The sequence below is a fragment of the Citrobacter sp. Cc139 genome, assembly GCF_030334645.1.
Taxonomy (GTDB): Bacteria; Pseudomonadota; Gammaproteobacteria; order Enterobacterales; family Enterobacteriaceae; genus Citrobacter; species Citrobacter werkmanii.
This window is the reverse complement of the sequence record NZ_JAOWDM010000092.1, coordinates 298,687-315,092: the sequence shown is the minus strand read 5'-3', so window position 1 is coordinate 315,092 and position 16,406 is coordinate 298,687. Positions and strand designations below refer to the sequence as shown.

Here is a 16,406-nt window from a genome sequence, read left to right as displayed (position 1 = left end):
TACATCCACTATCAGGCGCGTTTAGCGCGACGTTCAGCAATAAATGCTACCAGGAAGACAGCGCCAATCAGGTCAAAGAAGCCCATGGCAATAAACAGCGGGTTAAAGCCGATTTTGTCGGCGGTTACGCCGATTAACAGCGAGAACAGGAAGCTGGCGATCCACGCAGCAGAGCCGCGCATGCCGTTGACAGTCGCCATCTGGCCTTTGTCGAACGACTCCACGACCAGGGCGCTCAGCATGCAGGAGATGATCTGGTGCCCGAAGCCGCCGATGGAGATCAGCACGATGGTGATATACGGGTCGCGGGTGATGGCTACGATGCCCAGAGAGATCATCAGGAACGCGCCCGTCACGGAGCTTGCTACCACAGAGTTAACGCGGGAGCAGCCGAACAGACGGGTATACAGACGCGTCAGGTAACCGCTCACCACGCTACCGAGGTCGGCGGCGAGGAACGGCAGCCAGGCAAACATCGCAATCTGCTTCAAATCCATACCGTGCTCTTTGGCAAGGTACAGCGGCACCCAGAAGCTCAGCACTGCCCATGCGGGCTCCGCCATAAAGGCCGGGATGGCGATGCCGTAGAAGCGTTTGTTTTTTGAGACGGTCTTTAGCGCAGTCAGGAAGGGCAGTTTGACCGCTGGCGGTTCGTTATCCTGCTTAATAAACGCCAGCTCGTCCTTACTCAGATTCGGGTGCTGTTCCGGATTGTGGTAGAACGCCCACCACAGGATCACCCATAGCAGCGCCAGCACGCCGGTAAACATAAACGCGCCCTGCCAGCCGAACGAGGCGTCAGCAAAGTAGATGATAGGCGGCGCCAGCATCGCGCCGATGGAGAAACCCACACCCGCCCAACCGGCAGCAACAGGGCGTTCTGATTTCGGGAACCATTCGCCAATGGTTTTGGCGTTCGCCGGGGTCGCAGCCGCTTCGGTCGCTCCCATAAAGAAGCGAAGAATGGCCAGGTGTAGCCAACTTCCGGCGCCCGCGTGGAAAATACACATCAGCGCCCAGATCGCGGCGCAGATCATAAAGCCAATCTTCAGGCCGATAACGTCGATCAGCCAGCCGCACAGGGGCTGGAAAATGGTGTAGGCAATCTGAAACGCGCCGACGATCCAGGAGTATTGTTCGGTGGTGATCCCGAGGCTCTCTTTCAACTCCGGAGCGAGAATACCTAACGAGTTTCGGGTGATGTAGTTAACGGTGACGCCAAGTAAGAACAGCACCAGGATGTACCAGCGCAAGTTCTTAATGACGCGACGGGTTTTGCTTATCGCAACGGTGTTATTGATGTCCTGACTCATTTTACTCTCCACAAGACGGACGGTAAGGGGACGGAGGTTCAGGTGTCACACAAATTTTTATAGCTTTGATTTCTGTACGTTTTAAATACGAAAGTTGATATACAACTAGTATGGAAGTGGTGTGACAAGTTCACCTTAAGGGAGAACATGAGCGGGAAATAGTCGTTTTTGTGCAAAATTTCTCATAAATAACGTAAGTCATTTGGCATGATGGCTCCCATGCCAGTTATTTACTGATAAATACGCCATGAAAATTTTTTCATTTTGCAAATGGAGCCAGATCACAAAATGGACAAAAGGCTAAAAATTACCGAAATCGCAGCCCGTACTCAGCTCTCTATCAGCACGGTTTCCCGCGTGCTGGCGGGGAAGGCCAACACCAGTGAGAAAGCACGGGCAAAGGTGTTGGCATGCGCGCGGGAGTTGGGGGTGATTGACGGCATGGCGGCCGGGCGTTTGCTGCTTAACACTCTGGTGGTTTTTGCGCCGCAGCGGGCGTTTGACGAGCGGTCCGACATCTTTTACTACCGCGTGATCCAGAGCGTGAGTAAAGGCCTGGCATCCCACGAGGTTCGCCTGCGCTACTGCGCGCTGGAAGAGAATGATAGCGATGCGCAGTTGTTTCTGACGCGAATGAACGAGCCGGACACCCAGGCCGCCATTCTTCTCGGTATCGACGATCCTCATATCCACGATCTGGCGGTGGATGTCGCTAAACCCTGCATATTAATTAACTGCCGGGACCGGCACATGCGCCTGCCCGCCGTCACGCCCGATCACCGCGCCATTGGCGAACGGGCGGCGGAATATCTGTTCGAAATGGGGCACCGGGAGGTGCTGAATGTAATGTGTCTGCGCCGCTACACTATGGAGCTGCGCCTGTCGGGGATCCGCGACGCGTGGCAGTCACACAACCTGAAATTTAATGACCTGCGCGATCTGCTGGTGGTGCCGAGCTTTAGCGCTCGTGAAACGGAGGAGCTGGTAAATGCCTGGCTTATTGAGCGGCAGGGTAAGGATCTGCCGACTGCATTTTTAGTTGGCGGCGATTTTATGGCGGCGGGTACCATCAGTGCCCTGCAAAAACACGGCCTGCGCGTACCTCAGGACGTCTCTGTCATGAGCATCGACGGCTTTAATCTGGCGGCGATTCAGGATGTACCCTTAACCGCAGTGCATGTTCCCCGCGATGAACTTGGAACGGAAGCGGTATATATGCTCCAGCAGCGGCTGATGCGCCCGGATGCGCCGGTGGGGACGTTGTTGCTTAACGGCACGCTGGCCGTACGGGAATCAGTACGGCGGATACGTCAGGGGAAACGACGCACCGCCGTTGATCGGGAAGGACTGTACGACAGCTAAGCTATACCCAGCGCGCGTTTACCGTGGATATTCAAATCCTCCAGCGTGAAGCGTCCTTCCCAGTCAGTTTCATAATCCTCGCGCGGGAAATCCCCCGGCGACGCGCCTTTTTCCAGCGCGGCCTTCACTTTGTGGGCGTAGGCCAGATTCTTTTCGCACATCGGCGCGGCAGGGATATACATCACATTGCCCCAGCCCTGCTGATTTTCCACCGGCGCGACGGAGTGGATCACATCGCAATGCCACCAGACGGAGTCTCCGGCGTCCAGTTGCGGAATACTGGTTAACGCCTCTATCAGCAGCGGATGCCATTGCGTGGAAATCGGCAGAACTCTGCCGGGCGCGACGCCGCAAAGCTCATCTTCCGGCACATCGTCAAGCAATGGACGTAATAGCACATAGGCCATCGCTTCAGGAATCGGGACTACGTGCAATAATCCCTGACCAGTCAACATATCGGAGAGTGCCGTCCAGCCCTGGAAGGTACGAAATACTGAACATTTAGTGGTGTTATCTACCGTGTACTCTTCAACTTCTGTGCGATGCGCCGCCTGCCATGGATCGTAATCTTCCAGCTTGCCATTGAAAACATTAGCAAAGACCTGCTGATATGCCGGCAGAAGCCAGCGCTCCAGCGCGCCGGAATCCGTATGCGCGCCCAGCCCTTTGGACGTTGTTCCCGGCGGACGACGACGTATGCGGTCAGGATAGATGACGCTGACGTCCGGGTTAAACCATTGTTTCCCTTCGCTTGTAAACGTCCACAGGCGATTAAGGAATGACTGCGCATTGGCCATTTCTTCGCTCTGGCGCGCCTGCATTTGCGCCTGGGACCAGTAGATGGGATAGATCTCCGGGCGGGATGCGCTGAGGGTGCCAAAGAAGTTATCACCGGGGCCTTTGTAGACCTCATCGAAATGGTTTCGATCCAGGTAATCGAGCATCGACTGATCCCATGCCAGCGCCTGTTCGCGGGGGAAATGTCCCTTGATGACCACGCATCCGCGACGCTTAATCTCTTCACGCTGCTCTGCGTTTACGCGTCCCGCCTTGATATCCGCATAGGACAACGTTGGCCAAACTGGGGAACCTTGCGCTTTGAGGGCGTTGATTTCCGCCACGCGAGTGGCAATGGCATCGCTCAGCTGATTGAAAATCAACTGAACATCCCCAAGCTGTGCCCGCAATTGCTGTTTCATCTGACGGATTGCCGCTTTGTGATCGACGGGCAATGTGTCGCTGGTAAACGTAAAAGCCATAACCACCTCGCATTAACTTTCATTCGAAACTAATTTATCTTACACATGCAATATAAGTTAAAAATAGGTTAATGCAAGTTTAAAAACTTGATGGTGTGCACGGAATGCATTAAGCGTGAGAACCGGAGCACGCCCCGGTTAGCAGGATTAGACGTTAGTTAAAAGGAGAGGTGTTATCCAGCACCGCCTGAATCACATTCAGCGTGCCCTGATGGTTATTGTCATCGGTCTGATAGCGGGCAATCGCTTTGATGCTCTCCGCCGCATTGGCCATGGCGAAAGAGTAATGCGCCATTTTCAACATTTCTGCATCGTTGCCGCTATCGCCAATGGCGACGACGTTTTGTGGAGACAGGTTCCAGCGTTTCAGCAGGCGGCTGATACCGTTGGCTTTATGTAAGCCCGGAATAATCAAATCGATAAACCCAAAGCCGCTGGTGACGGGCTTCATTATGCCATCCAGAGCGGTATGCAGGTGATCGATAACCAACGGGATTTGTTGGTCGGGTAAGTTCAGCGAAAACTTAAACAGCACATCATCAATGTCCTGATAATCCTTCACCGGTTTCAGGCGATGGTAGTGTTTCGACATCAATGCCACGAAAGACTCAGGAGCATTCTCACTGACGTAGGCGCTTTGCAGACCACAGGCAACAAAATTGAGCTGCTTGTCTTTGAGGAGTTCGCCAATAACAATGCGTGATTCGTGACGGGTAAGCTCGCCGTGAAACAGCTGTTTGCCATGCTCATAAACCAGCGCGCCATTCTCAGCGACAAACGATATTTCGTCTTTAAGCTCCGGGAAAAAGGAGATCAGCTGGAAATACTGGTTGCCGCTGGCTACGACAAATTCAATATCTCGTTTTTTCAGTTCCTGATACTGCGCCATAAAACGTGCACGATCGTATTTCTTGGCGTCGTCGAGAAAAGTTCCGTCCATATCGGTGACGATAACTTTGATGGTCATACTTGCTCCTGGCTCATAACTGCGACCAGAAACATTCTAATAACAATGTGACCTGAAGCACAAATTTAATTTCGAATGAAAGTAAAAGGCCGGGTGGCAGCTTCGCCTTACCCGGCTAAGGGGAGAGCAGTTGTAGGCCGGATAAGTGTCAGCGCATCCGGCAATGGGGAGGGTAGCGTGCCGGATGGCGGCGTGAACGCCTTATCCGGCCTACAATATTGCTTACAGCATGTGCTCAGTACGCGCGATGATATCGTCCTGCGCATCCGGAGACAGGGCGGTGAAGAAGGCGGAATAGCCTGCGACACGCACCACCAGGTCACGGTATTGATCCGGGTGTTTTTTTGCTTCCAGCAGCGTTTCACGGGACACAATGTTGTACTGAATATGCCAGCCTTTGTGCTCTTCAAAGAAGGTGCGCAGCAGGATCATCAGCTTTTGTTTATCTGATTCATTCTCCAGCGTGGCCGGATTCAGCTTCTGATTTAACAACACACCGCCGAGAATGGAGCCGGTAGGCAGTTTACCCACTGAGCCAATTACCGCCGTCGGGCCGAGATGGTCCGTCCCGGAAGCCGGACTTGCGCCTTCAGCCAGCGGGGTGTGTGCTTTACGGCCATCCGGCGTTGCCATGGTTGCCGCGCCAAACGGCACGTTGGCGGAGATAGAAGAGGTCCCGGCGTAGTAATTGCCGCCAACCGGACCGCGACCATAACGTGGATTATGGTACTGTTTCAGTTCATCAATATAGGTCTGATAAGCGCGGGCCAGCAGCGTATCAACGGAATCGTCATCGTTGCCGTACTTCGGCGCGCCGTTGATCAGTCGTTGGCGTAATTGCTCGTGAGTCAGACCGTCAAAATCATCAGCCAGTGCCGCAGCTAATTGCTGCTGGCCGATAGCGCCTTGATCGAAGACCAGTTTCTTCACAGCCGCCAGGCTGTTGCCGAGGTTGGCAATACCCACCTGCAAACCTGATACCCAGTCATACTTCGCGCCGCCTTGCTTAATGCTTTTCGCGCGTTCGATACAGTCGTCTACCAGCGCCGAACAGAGAATATCGTGTACGTTTTCTTCCAGCATGGTGTCGACGACATACTCGATTTCGATGGATTTACGCGTGTAGTAGCGAATCTGTGTATCCCAGGCGTCCATCACTTCATCGAAATTGTTGAAATTGCCGGCCGAGAGCGCTTTTTCCTGCGGCAGGAAGACTTTGCCGCTGGTGGCATCGCGTCCGCCTTCCAGCGCCGCCAGCATCACACGGGCAAAGTTAATAAAGCTCATACCGGTACAACGATAGCCCCATTTGCCGCCAACGGCGGTTTCGATGCAACCAATGGCCGCATAGTCGTAGGCATCCTGCGGTTCAATGCCAAGCTTAATAAATTCAGGTATGACGATTTCATCGTTGTTAAAGGCTGGCATCCCGAAGCCGCAGCGAATGACCTGCACACAGGCATCAAGGAAATCGTTACTCATCCCCGCATGATAGCGCACGCTCAGGTTAGGCTGAGTAGAGCGCAGGCGGCCGCAGGATTCGAGAATGGCGTAGGAGAGCGGGTTGACGGCATCCACCGCCTGACCGTTAACCAGATTCTGTCCGCCAATGGTCACATTCTGATACAGCGGGCTACCTGCCGATGCTTTGGAGTGGGAGCCGGAGCGGATTTTGTTCACTTCCAGCAGCTTCAGCCAGCAGCTGTGCAGCAGCTCAATGGCGTGTTCGCGATCCAGCGATTGATTCAGCTCCACATCACGACGGTAGAAAGGATAGAGATACTGGTCCATGCGACCAAACGACACTGAATGGCCGTTCGACTCAATTTGCAGGATCAACTGGATGAAGTAGCACAACTGCAGCGCCTGCCAGAACGTTTTAGGCGGCTCATGGGCAATCACATCACAGTTTTCCGCCATGGTCAGGAGTTCCTCGCGACGGCTGGCGCGGGTTTCCGTGGACGCCATTTTTCGTGCCAGAGCGGCAAAGCGCTCAATATGCAGACTGACGGCCTCCAGCACGATATCAATCGCTTTCAGGAACTGATCGCCATGGAGGTCTTCCAGACAAGTCAGATTGATGCGGGAGCGACGTTCATCGACTTTGTGGCGCAGGCCGTCGAGACCTTTTTCCAGCAGCAGCGGGAAGTTCACTGCCAGGTGTGCGTCGCCGGAGGTCATATTGCCTTCGGCTTTGATAATGCCGGTTTCCAGCAGACCTTTCTGCTCATCGGTAAACATCCCGTAGCAGCGATCCTGTACAGTCTGGCCGCGCCACCACGGGCACACCTCGTGCAATACGCGTTTGTTCTCTTCACTTACCGAAAAGCCAGCGCCCGGCCTGTCGGCGAGGTCATCGATCTCTTTTTCAATCCAGGAGACGGTGTATTCCGGGAAGATTGGTGCAGCGCGCACTTCGCTCGCCTGGTTACCGATAATCAGTTCGTCATGCTTGATCCAGATAGTACGTTCCGCCAGATGATGGGCCAGCGCCAGCGCACGGCGTACCGGGATCGGCTTATCCAGATGTTGTTGATACATCTCGGTATAGTGCTGGGCGCGCTCGGTGCAAACCGGCGGTTTCACGATGTGGATCAGGGCTGTTTTATGCGCTTTGATACGGTCGCTGAGTGTGTCCAGTTTCAGAGTGGTCATGGCGATTATCCTCGTAGGGTCGCGGTTAAACCTTTAAGGCGGGCATACTGCTGAGCAAATTCGAGCAGGGCAGGCGCCTCAAGCGGTTTATCCGGTGCGTTGTAGGGTTGACTGAGTAAGTGGTATTTATTGATGCCCAGGGTGTGATAGGGCAAAAAATGGATCTCACCGACGTGAAGCTCGTCGGCAGCAAAATCGGTAATAGCCTGGATGGCGGCTTCGTCAGCGTTGAAACCCTGAATCAGCGGTACGCGGATAATCATTTTTTTACCCGCAGCGGCCAATTTTTTCAGATTGTCTAATACACGAGAGGCACTGCCATCGGTCCACTGCTTAAACGGCGCGTCGGCGACATGTTTTAAATCAGCCAGGAACAGATCAACGTAAGGTAATGACGGCTCGATATACTTCCACGGTACATGCAGACAGGTTTCGACCGCCGTATGAATACCCGCATCGTGGCTGGCCTTGAATAATTCTGCCGCCAGTTCTGGCTGCATAAACGGTTCGCCACCGGAGAGGGTGAGACCCCCACCGCTACGATCGTAAAACGGTTTATCGCGCAATACGGTCGCCATGATGTCGTCCACGCTTTTTACCTCTCCGCAGACGGTCAACGCCTGGGTTGGACAGCAGTCCGTCAGGGCGGCGAAAGCGTCATCGGTCAGTTTTTCGCGATGAATAAGCAGACCGCTCAGCGCTCGCTCAATCACCGCAGGTGCCGCCTGAGCACAGAGATCGCAACCGTCGAGACACAACCGTGCGTCGTAGAGCAGATCCTGTGTGCGGGCGCGGCTTTCCGGATTCTGACACCAACGACAGCCCAGGGAGCATCCCTTAAGGAACACCACGGTACGGATACCGGGACCATCATGCGTGGAATAGCGCTGGATATTGAAAATCATAAGTGGCCTCTTTTCTTTCGTATAAAGATTAAATTACTTTCGAATGAAAGTTATATTGACGTGCGTCAACTAACCGTGAGGTTTCGCCGTGCTACCTTTTATTCATGCTAATTATTCGTTTGAGGAAAGGTTATGGAACTCTATTTAGATACGTCTGATGTTGCCGCTGTCAAAGCTCTGGCGCGTGTTTTGCCGTTGGCTGGGGTTACCACTAACCCGAGCATTGTGGCGGCTGGTAAAGAGAGGCTGGAAGTGTTGCTGCCGCAACTGCAGGAAGCGATGGGGGGACAAGGCCGTCTGTTTGCACAGGTGATGGCGACGACCGCCGAAGGCATGGTCAATGATGCGCGTAAACTGCGGGCAATTATCGCGGATATCGTGGTCAAAGTACCGGTGACGGCTGAAGGTCTGGCGGCAATTAAGCTACTGAAAGAAGAAGGGATCCCGACGCTGGGTACCGCAGTATACGGTGCTGCTCAAGGGCTGTTAGCGGCGCTGGCAGGAGCGGAATATGTTGCGCCATACGTAAACCGCGTGGATGCGCAGGGGGGAGATGGTATTCAGACGGTGACCGATCTGCAAACCTTACTGAACATGCATGCGCCGCACGCCAAAGTACTGGCAGCCAGCTTCAAAACGCCGCGTCAGGCGCTGGATTGCCTGCTGGCAGGCTGCGAGTCTATCACGCTGCCGCTGGACGTGGCGCAGCAGTTTATGACCTCTCCGGCTGTGGATGCGGCGATTGTGAAGTTTGAGCAGGACTGGCAGAGGGCGTTTGGACGGACGTCGATCTAGTTTTAGGTCGGATTACTCCGGCATATTTGCGTAGGTGATTCCGTTAAAATGAATCTGTTGCAGTTAAGAGCAATAAACTGCGAATCCCCCTCGTAAAACCGGTAAAGCCTGCATGCTACCCGTCATCGCGACGGGTACATTCACGTCATCATGTTTATCAGGTGACGGACCGCCATGAAAAAAACACCTACAACCACACCGCACGATGCGCTGTTTAAAACATTTTTAAAATACCCTGCCACAGCCCGTGATTTTATTGAAATTCATCTTCCTCCCACGCTACGGGCGCTTTGTGATCTGGCGACATTAGAACTGCAACCCACCAGTTTTATTGAAGAAAACTTACGCGCATATTATTCAGATGTGCTTTGGTCGATGAAAACCAGTGAAGGGGAGGGTTATATCTATGTTGTGATTGAACATCAAAGTCGTCCTGATGTGCATATGTCGTTTCGCCTGATGCGTTATGCGATAGCGGCAATGCAAAGCCACCTTGACGCCGGGCATACCCGCTTACCGTTAGTCGTGCCGATGTTGTTTTATCATGGCGTCGATACGCCTTATCCCTTCTCTTTATGCTGGCTGGATGAGTTTGATAATCCGCTCCTGGCGCGCCAGCTTTATCTGTCGGCATTTCCATTGGTGGATATTACCGTGATCCCGGATGAAGAAATTATGCAGCACCGGCGTATCGCACTGCTGGAACTGATTCAAAAGCATATTCGCCAGCGCGATTTATTAGGACTGGTGGACAATCTGGCTACGCTGCTGGTTACAGGAAGTGCTAATGACAGCCAGCTAAAAGCGCTGTTTAATTATCTGCTAATCCAGCATGGTCACAAACCGCGCTTTGGGCGATTTATGCGTAAGCTGGCGCAGCAGGTACCCGAACACAAGGAGAGTACAATGAATATTGTTGAAAAAATACGTAGGGCAGGGGAGCGAAAGGGGCTACGGAAAGGCATGGAGCGCGGTCATGAAAAAGGTTTAGCTGAAGGTCGTCGCGAGGAAGCGCAGCGCATTGCCCACTCAATGCTGGCCGATGGTCTCCCACGGGAGCTTATCGTGAGAATCACTGGGCTATCTGAGGAAGATATTAACTCTTTGACGCATTGAATGTATGTTAATACAGCCCCGGAAAATAAATGCCGCCGGGGCTTACCGTTACTGCCCGCACACCTCACATCCCGGGTTACGCATCAGCTTCATTTCGCGAAACTGGCAGGTCATGGCGTCGTACATGACGATTTTTCCAGATGCGGGTTTACCGTAGTTTGCCAATAATTTAATGGCTTCCATGGCCTGTAATGAGCCGATCACGCCGATTAGCGGAGCCATTACGCCAGCTTCCACGCAGGTGAGGGCATTTTCACCGAACAGGCGGCTCAGGCAATGGTAGCAAGGTTCGCCTTCCTGATAGGTAAAGACGGTAATTTGTCCTTCCATGCGAATTGCCGCCCCGGAAACCAGCGGAACCTTTGCGCTAAAGCATCCGGCATTAAGCTGATTGCGGATGCTGACGTTATCCGTACAGTCCAGCACCAAATCGTGTTTGGCGATCAGCGCGTGAATTTCGCTATCATCCAGCAGTGCGTTCACTGGCGTAATGGCGATATAAGGGTTAATCCGCGCCAGCGCGTCGCGGGCGGATAGCACTTTCGGTTGCCCTACGGTTGCATCGCTGTGCAGCGTCTGGCGCTGGAGGTTCGACACGGAAACGGTGTCAAAGTCGAGCAGCGTTAAATGCCCGACACCAGCGCCTGCCAGGTATTGGGTCGCGGCGCAGCCAAGTCCCCCCAGACCAACGACCAGTACCCGCGCCTCCTTCAGCGCTTCCTGACCTTCAAAATCGAAGCCGCGCAGAATGATTTGCCGGTTATAGCGCATCATCTCCTGGTCGCTGAGTTCCGCCATTACAGACCTCCAAACAGCGCGTTAAACGGCTCGACTTCAACCCACTCTCCGGCTTCAACGTTACCACGATCGCGTTCCAGCACGATAAAACAGTTGCCGAGGCTAAAGGAGCTAAAAATATGCGAACCCTGGTGTCCGGTGGTGGTGACTTCCAGTTCGCCTTCTGCGGTACGCTGCAATACGCCGCGTTGAAAATCCAGACGGCCTGGCGTTTTCTTCAGACGTGACGCGGTGCGTACGCGTTGGCGAGGAGGCAACCCACAGCCCGTGTTGCCGCTAAGCTTCGCCAGCATTGGTTGCACCAGTTGATAAAAGGTGAGGGCTGCTGACACCGGGTTACCCGGCAGGCCGCAAAACCAACTGTTGCTTAGTTTGCCAAAGGCGAACGGTTTGCCCGGTTTGATGGCCAGCTTCCAGAAGGCAATTTCTCCCAGTTCCTCCAGAATGGTTTTGGTGTAATCCGCTTCACCGACTGAAACGCCACCGGAGCTGATAACGACATCGGCCTGGCTGTCGGCTTCAATAAACGCCGCGCGTAGCGCGTTGGGATCGTCGCGAATAATCCCAAGGTTGATCACCTCGCAGCCCAACTGTTGCAGCATCAGGTGAACGGCCAGACGGTTGGTGTCATAAATCTGTCCGTCGCTCAGCGGTTGACCCGGCAGTTGCAGTTCATCACCGGTGGAGAACAACGCCACGCGGACTTTACGCACAACAGGCACATCAGCAATACCGAGCGAAGCCAGAACCGGGAGCTCGGCGGTTGTCAGGCGAGTCCCGGCGGGGAAGACGACTGCACCGTTTGCAATATCTTCACCGCGCAGACGAATATTTTGTCCGCCGCGGACTTCGGCGGTAAAACGTACACCGTCATCGGTTTGTTCCGTTTGTTCCTGCATGACTACCGCTTCACAACCGGCAGGCACCGGGGCGCCGGTCATGATGCGGATACAGGTCCCCGCGGGCCATTCGCCGTGAAAAGGCTGTCCGGCAAAGGCTTTGCCTGCTACCACAAGCGGCAGACCCGAGCGTAAATCGTCTAATCGTACCGCATAGCCATCCATTGCCGAATTATCGAATCCTGGTACATCAATGGGGGAAACGACGTCGGCGGCCAGAATGCGGCCAAAGCATTGAACCAGCGGCAGCGTTTCGACGGCGGTGAGCGGGGTAATACGCGACAGCATCTGAGAGAGAGCCGTTTCAAGCGGCATCAGTCCGGCGGTAAATTCCATGAGAAGACTCCTGCGGGCAAAATCGAATCCGGCCATTATGTCAGAAAATGGCCGCGGACAGTATGCTACCTCAGGCTTAGAATCAGATCTGGTCAAGGTTTCATGCCAGAGGATAGCGCCACAGGAAAAATGCAGTATAGACTCAATATTTCCGCTCTTTTTCCCCAGGGGGCTAAATGGCTACTCCTATTCCGGACGCAATTCGACGACAGGTGAATGCCGCCAGTGCGCTCATCCGCCAGCTTTTCGAAGAGAATCTCGTGGCTATTCATCTGTATGGTTCTGCTGTCGACAGCGGCTTAAAACCTCTCAGCGACATTGATTTGTTGGTCACCATACGGGAACCAATGGATGCCCGGTTAAGAGAAACCGTAATGCGGGAATTGCTGACCATTTCAGCGCCGCCCGGGACTTCAGAGCGTTATCGCGCGCTGGAAGTCACCGTTGTTGTGTACTCGCTGATCGTACCGTGGCAATTCCCACCCGTAAGAGAAATGCAGTTTGGCGAGTGGTTGCGTGAGGAGATCGACGCCGGCGTGTTTGAACCGGCGCTGGCGGATGCTGATCTTGCCATTTTGCTGACCCAGGCCCGGCGCGCCAGCGTACCGTTGTTCGGTGAACCCGCTGATATATTATTCAACGCCATTCCTGCCAATGATGTCTTGAAAACGTTTCGACATACTCTTGAACAGTGGCAAGAACCCGCAGATTTAGAGGGTGATGAGCGCAATATCATTCTGGCTCTGGCGCGCATCTGGTACAGCGTCGTGACCGGCGATATTGTCGCTAAGGATGAGGCCGCGTCGTGGCTCATGCCTAAATTGCCCGTTGAGCATGCTGACACGCTGCAAGCTGCATGTGCGGAATATCTGGGGGTGGCCAAAACGAACTGGGCTGAATCCATGCCGTCAGTACAACGGTTTGTATGGTATGCAAAAAAACAGATTACCGATCTGCTTGAATAGGTTATTCAACGTCGTCGGGGATTCATTCCTGTTAACTCCATCTGAATGACCTGACAGCATCGATTATGAGAGGCAGGCCTTTACCTTTACATGACGTCTGCATCTTTCTATATTCAAAAATCGAATCAATAAGTCACCGAAATTCTGATATTTATAACCCCGGAACCGGTCACCTTAATGGACGAAAAAATGGGTAAAGCAGTTATTGCAATTCACGGCGGCGCCGGGGCTATTACCCGTGCGCAGCTGAGCCAGGAGCAGGAGTTGCGTTATATACAGGCGCTGTCAGATGTTGTCGAAACCGGTCAGCGGATGCTCGAAGAGGGGCGTAGCGCACTGGATGTGGTGACCGAGGCCGTGCGTCTGCTGGAAGAGTGCCCGCTGTTTAATGCCGGAATTGGCGCAGTATATACCCGTGATGAAACCCATGAGCTGGACGCCTGCGTGATGGACGGTAATACCCTGAAAGCGGGAGCCGTCGCGGGAGTCAGTCATCTGCGAAATCCAGTTCTCGCGGCACGCCTGGTGATGGAACACAGCCCACACGTCATGATGATAGGTGAGGGGGCAGAGAATTTTGCCATTGCGCAGGGTATGGAGCGCGTTTCGGCGGATATTTTCTCGACGCCAGAACGCTACGCTCAACTGCTGGCGGCGCGAACGGCGGGTGAAATGGTGCTGGATCATAACGCTACCCCACTGGATGAGAACAACAAAATGGGTACCGTGGGGGCGGTTGCGCTGGATATGTCTGGTAATCTGGCGGCGGCGACATCGACCGGCGGGATGACCAACAAATTGCCGGGCCGGGTGGGTGACAGTCCACTGGTTGGCGCAGGCTGTTATGCCAATAACGCAAACGTGGCGGTTTCCTGCACCGGAACCGGAGAAGTCTTTATTCGTGCGCTGGCGGCTTATGACATTGCGGCATTGATGGATTATGGCGGCCTGAGTTTATCTGAGGCGTGCGAGCGTGTGGTGATGGAAAAATTACCGGCGTTGGGCGGCAGTGGCGGCTTAATTGCTATCGATCATGAGGGCAATGTCGCCTTACCGTTTAACAGTGAAGGCATGTACCGTGCCTGGGGATACGCGGGCGATACGCCAACCACCGGTATTTATCGGGAAAAAGGAGATACCGTTGCCACACAGTGATGAGCTTGACGTCAGTGACGTGCTGGCAGTGAGTAACCTGAACATTGCCTTTGAACAGGAACAGCAGCGCGTAAGTGCGGTGCGTAATCTGTCATTTCGTCTGAAGCGTGGCGAAACGCTGGCGATAGTTGGCGAGTCCGGTTCAGGAAAGTCGGTCACGGCTTTGTCGCTGATGCGTCTGATAGAACAGGCTGGCGGCGAGGTGAGCTGTGATGAAATGCTCCTCCGACGCCGCAACCGCCAGGTTATTGAGCTGGGTGAACAGAGCGCATCACAGATGCGCCACGTGCGCGGCGCGGATATCGCGATGATCTTTCAGGAGCCGATGACATCGCTAAATCCGGTGTTTACCGTGGGTGAGCAGATTGCCGAGTCTATCCGCTTACACCAGGGGGCCAGTCATGAAGAGGCGATGCTGGAAGCTAAACGGATGCTCGATCAGGTCCGTATTCCTGAGGCGAAGGCGATTTTATCGCGTTATCCGCACCAGCTTTCCGGCGGCATGCGCCAGCGCGTGATGATCGCTATGGCGTTGTCGTGCCGCCCTGCGGTGCTGATTGCCGATGAGCCGACCACCGCGCTGGATGTCACTATTCAGGCGCAGATCCTGCAACTCATAAAAGTGTTGCAGCAGGATATGTCGATGGGGGTGATCTTTATTACCCACGATATGGGCGTGGTGGCGGATATTGCCGACCGTGTGCTGGTAATGTATCAGGGTGAGGCGGTTGAAACCGGCAGCGTTGAGCAGATCTTTCATGCTCCCCAGCATCCCTATACTAAAGCGTTGCTGGCAGCCGTACCGCAGCTTGGCGCCATGAGCGGACAAGAGTATCCGCGCCGTTTCCCACTTATTTCTTTACACGATCCCAGTCATGTTGAACCGCAAACCGAGCAGGACACCGTGGTTGGAGGCGAGCCTATTCTACGGGTACGCAATCTGGTGACGCGTTTTCCTCTGCGCAGCGGCATTCTTAACCGGGTAACCCGTGAGGTGCATGCGGTGGAAAACGTCAGCTTTGACCTGTGGCCGGGAGAAACGCTCTCGCTGGTGGGCGAGTCGGGCTGCGGCAAGTCCACCACAGGGCGGGCGTTGCTGCGCCTGGTTGAGTCTCAGCGTGGAGAGATCATCTTCAACGGACAGCGGATTGATACCCTCGCCGCCAGCAAACTGCAGCCGCTGCGCCGGGACATTCAGTTCATCTTCCAGGACCCTTATGCATCGCTCGATCCTCGCCAGACGGTGGGATATTCCATTTTAGAGCCGTTACGGGTGCATGGATTACTGCAAGGTGATGCGGCGGCAAAACGGGTTGCCTGGCTGCTGGAGCGCGTAGGATTGCTCCCTGAGCATGCCTGGCGCTATCCGCACGAGTTTTCCGGCGGTCAGCGTCAGCGTATCTGCATTGCCCGGGCGCTGGCGCTCAATCCCAAGGTAATTATTGCCGATGAGTCGGTCTCGGCGCTGGATGTCTCGATTCGTGGGCAAATTATCAACTTGTTGCTCGACCTGCAGCGCGAAATGGGGATCGCATATCTGTTTATTTCCCACGATATGGCGGTAGTGGAGCGGATCAGTCACCGTGTGGCGGTGATGTATCTGGGGCAGATTGTCGAGATCGGCACCCGGCGGGCGGTATTTGAAAATCCACAGCATCCGTATACGCGCAAACTGATGGCGGCAGTACCGGTTGCCGATCCATCACATCATCGGCCCCAGCGCGTGCTGTTATCGGATGATATCCCCAGCAATATCCGCAAGCGCGGCGAAGAGATTTCCCCCGTGTCACTACAGTTAGTTGGCCCGGGGCATTATGTCGCGCGTCCACAACCAGAAAATGCGCTTTCGCGTTTATAACAGGCAGACAGGGTTTAAGGAGA

The 16,406-nt window shown here is 54.3% G+C and carries 13 protein-coding genes; 6 read left to right on the top strand and 7 right to left on the bottom strand.

What is annotated here, in order from left to right; genetic code table 11:
• Positions 1-11 precede the first annotated feature (11 nt).
• Positions 12-1,313, bottom strand: coding sequence for an MFS transporter (locus tag OGV69_RS20655; RefSeq protein WP_069323215.1), 1,302 nt, complete (start codon positions 1,311-1,313; stop codon positions 12-14).
• Between the two features lie 288 nt (positions 1,314-1,601).
• Here OGV69_RS20655 and OGV69_RS20650 point away from each other — a divergent pair, with 288 nt between their 5' ends.
• Entirely contained in the window at positions 1,602-2,675 is a 1,074-nt protein-coding gene (locus tag OGV69_RS20650) for a LacI family DNA-binding transcriptional regulator (RefSeq protein ID WP_038643091.1), read from the top strand.
• Here OGV69_RS20650 and OGV69_RS20645 read toward each other — a convergent pair.
• The 4 genes from OGV69_RS20645 to OGV69_RS20630 form a co-directional block, all read right to left on the bottom strand.
• Positions 2,672-3,934, bottom strand: coding sequence for a DUF1479 domain-containing protein (locus OGV69_RS20645; RefSeq protein WP_069323216.1), 1,263 nt, complete (start codon positions 3,932-3,934; stop codon positions 2,672-2,674). The two genes, OGV69_RS20650 and OGV69_RS20645, sit on opposite strands and share 4 nt — an antisense overlap.
• A gap of 154 nt (positions 3,935-4,088) precedes the next feature.
• The gene (locus OGV69_RS20640) at positions 4,089-4,901 is read right to left on the bottom strand and encodes a Cof-type HAD-IIB family hydrolase (RefSeq protein WP_069323217.1); all 813 of its coding nucleotides are present in this window, start codon (positions 4,899-4,901) and stop codon (positions 4,089-4,091) included.
• A gap of 222 nt (positions 4,902-5,123) precedes the next feature.
• Positions 5,124-7,556 carry a glycyl radical protein gene (locus OGV69_RS20635; RefSeq protein ID WP_069323218.1) on the bottom strand — a complete coding sequence of 811 codons (2,433 nt, stop codon included), beginning with the start codon at positions 7,554-7,556 and terminating at the stop codon, positions 5,124-5,126.
• Positions 7,557-7,561: 5 nt separating this feature from the next.
• Positions 7,562-8,461, bottom strand: a complete 900-nt coding sequence (locus OGV69_RS20630; protein ID WP_204563356.1) for a glycyl-radical enzyme activating protein — start codon at positions 8,459-8,461, stop codon at positions 7,562-7,564.
• Positions 8,462-8,593: 132 nt separating this feature from the next.
• On the opposite strand from OGV69_RS20630, the gene fsa reads away from it, so the two are divergent.
• Positions 8,594-9,256: a fructose-6-phosphate aldolase gene (fsa, locus tag OGV69_RS20625; RefSeq protein WP_069323220.1), complete on the top strand. Its 663-nt coding sequence runs from the start codon at positions 8,594-8,596 to the stop codon at positions 9,254-9,256.
• Between the two features lie 174 nt (positions 9,257-9,430).
• Entirely contained in the window at positions 9,431-10,372 is a 942-nt protein-coding gene (locus OGV69_RS20620) for an Rpn family recombination-promoting nuclease/putative transposase (RefSeq protein ID WP_069323221.1), read from the top strand.
• Between the two features lie 48 nt (positions 10,373-10,420).
• Here OGV69_RS20620 and moeB read toward each other — a convergent pair whose 3' ends face one another.
• Positions 10,421-11,170 (bottom strand): molybdopterin-synthase adenylyltransferase MoeB, encoded by a 750-nt coding sequence (gene moeB, locus OGV69_RS20615; RefSeq protein ID WP_069323222.1) that lies wholly within the window; start codon positions 11,168-11,170, stop codon positions 10,421-10,423.
• Positions 11,170-12,405: a molybdopterin molybdotransferase MoeA gene (gene moeA / locus OGV69_RS20610; RefSeq protein ID WP_069323223.1), complete on the bottom strand. Its 1,236-nt coding sequence runs from the start codon at positions 12,403-12,405 to the stop codon at positions 11,170-11,172. The genes moeB and moeA overlap by 1 nt, the downstream gene beginning before the upstream one ends.
• 176 nt (positions 12,406-12,581) lie before the next feature.
• On the opposite strand from moeA, the gene OGV69_RS20605 reads away from it, so the two are divergent.
• The 3 genes from OGV69_RS20605 to gsiA all read left to right on the top strand — a co-directional run bounded on the left by OGV69_RS20605 (position 12,582) and on the right by gsiA (position 16,383).
• Positions 12,582-13,370, top strand: coding sequence for an aminoglycoside adenylyltransferase family protein (locus tag OGV69_RS20605; RefSeq protein WP_174331241.1), 789 nt, complete (start codon positions 12,582-12,584; stop codon positions 13,368-13,370).
• Between the two features lie 189 nt (positions 13,371-13,559).
• Positions 13,560-14,525 carry a beta-aspartyl-peptidase gene (gene iaaA, locus OGV69_RS20600; RefSeq protein ID WP_069323360.1) on the top strand — a complete coding sequence of 322 codons (966 nt, stop codon included), beginning with the start codon at positions 13,560-13,562 and terminating at the stop codon, positions 14,523-14,525.
• Positions 14,512-16,383: a glutathione ABC transporter ATP-binding protein GsiA gene (gene gsiA / locus OGV69_RS20595; protein ID WP_286469455.1), complete on the top strand. Its 1,872-nt coding sequence runs from the start codon at positions 14,512-14,514 to the stop codon at positions 16,381-16,383. The genes iaaA and gsiA overlap by 14 nt, the downstream gene beginning before the upstream one ends.
• The last annotated feature ends 23 nt before the right edge of the window (positions 16,384-16,406 follow it).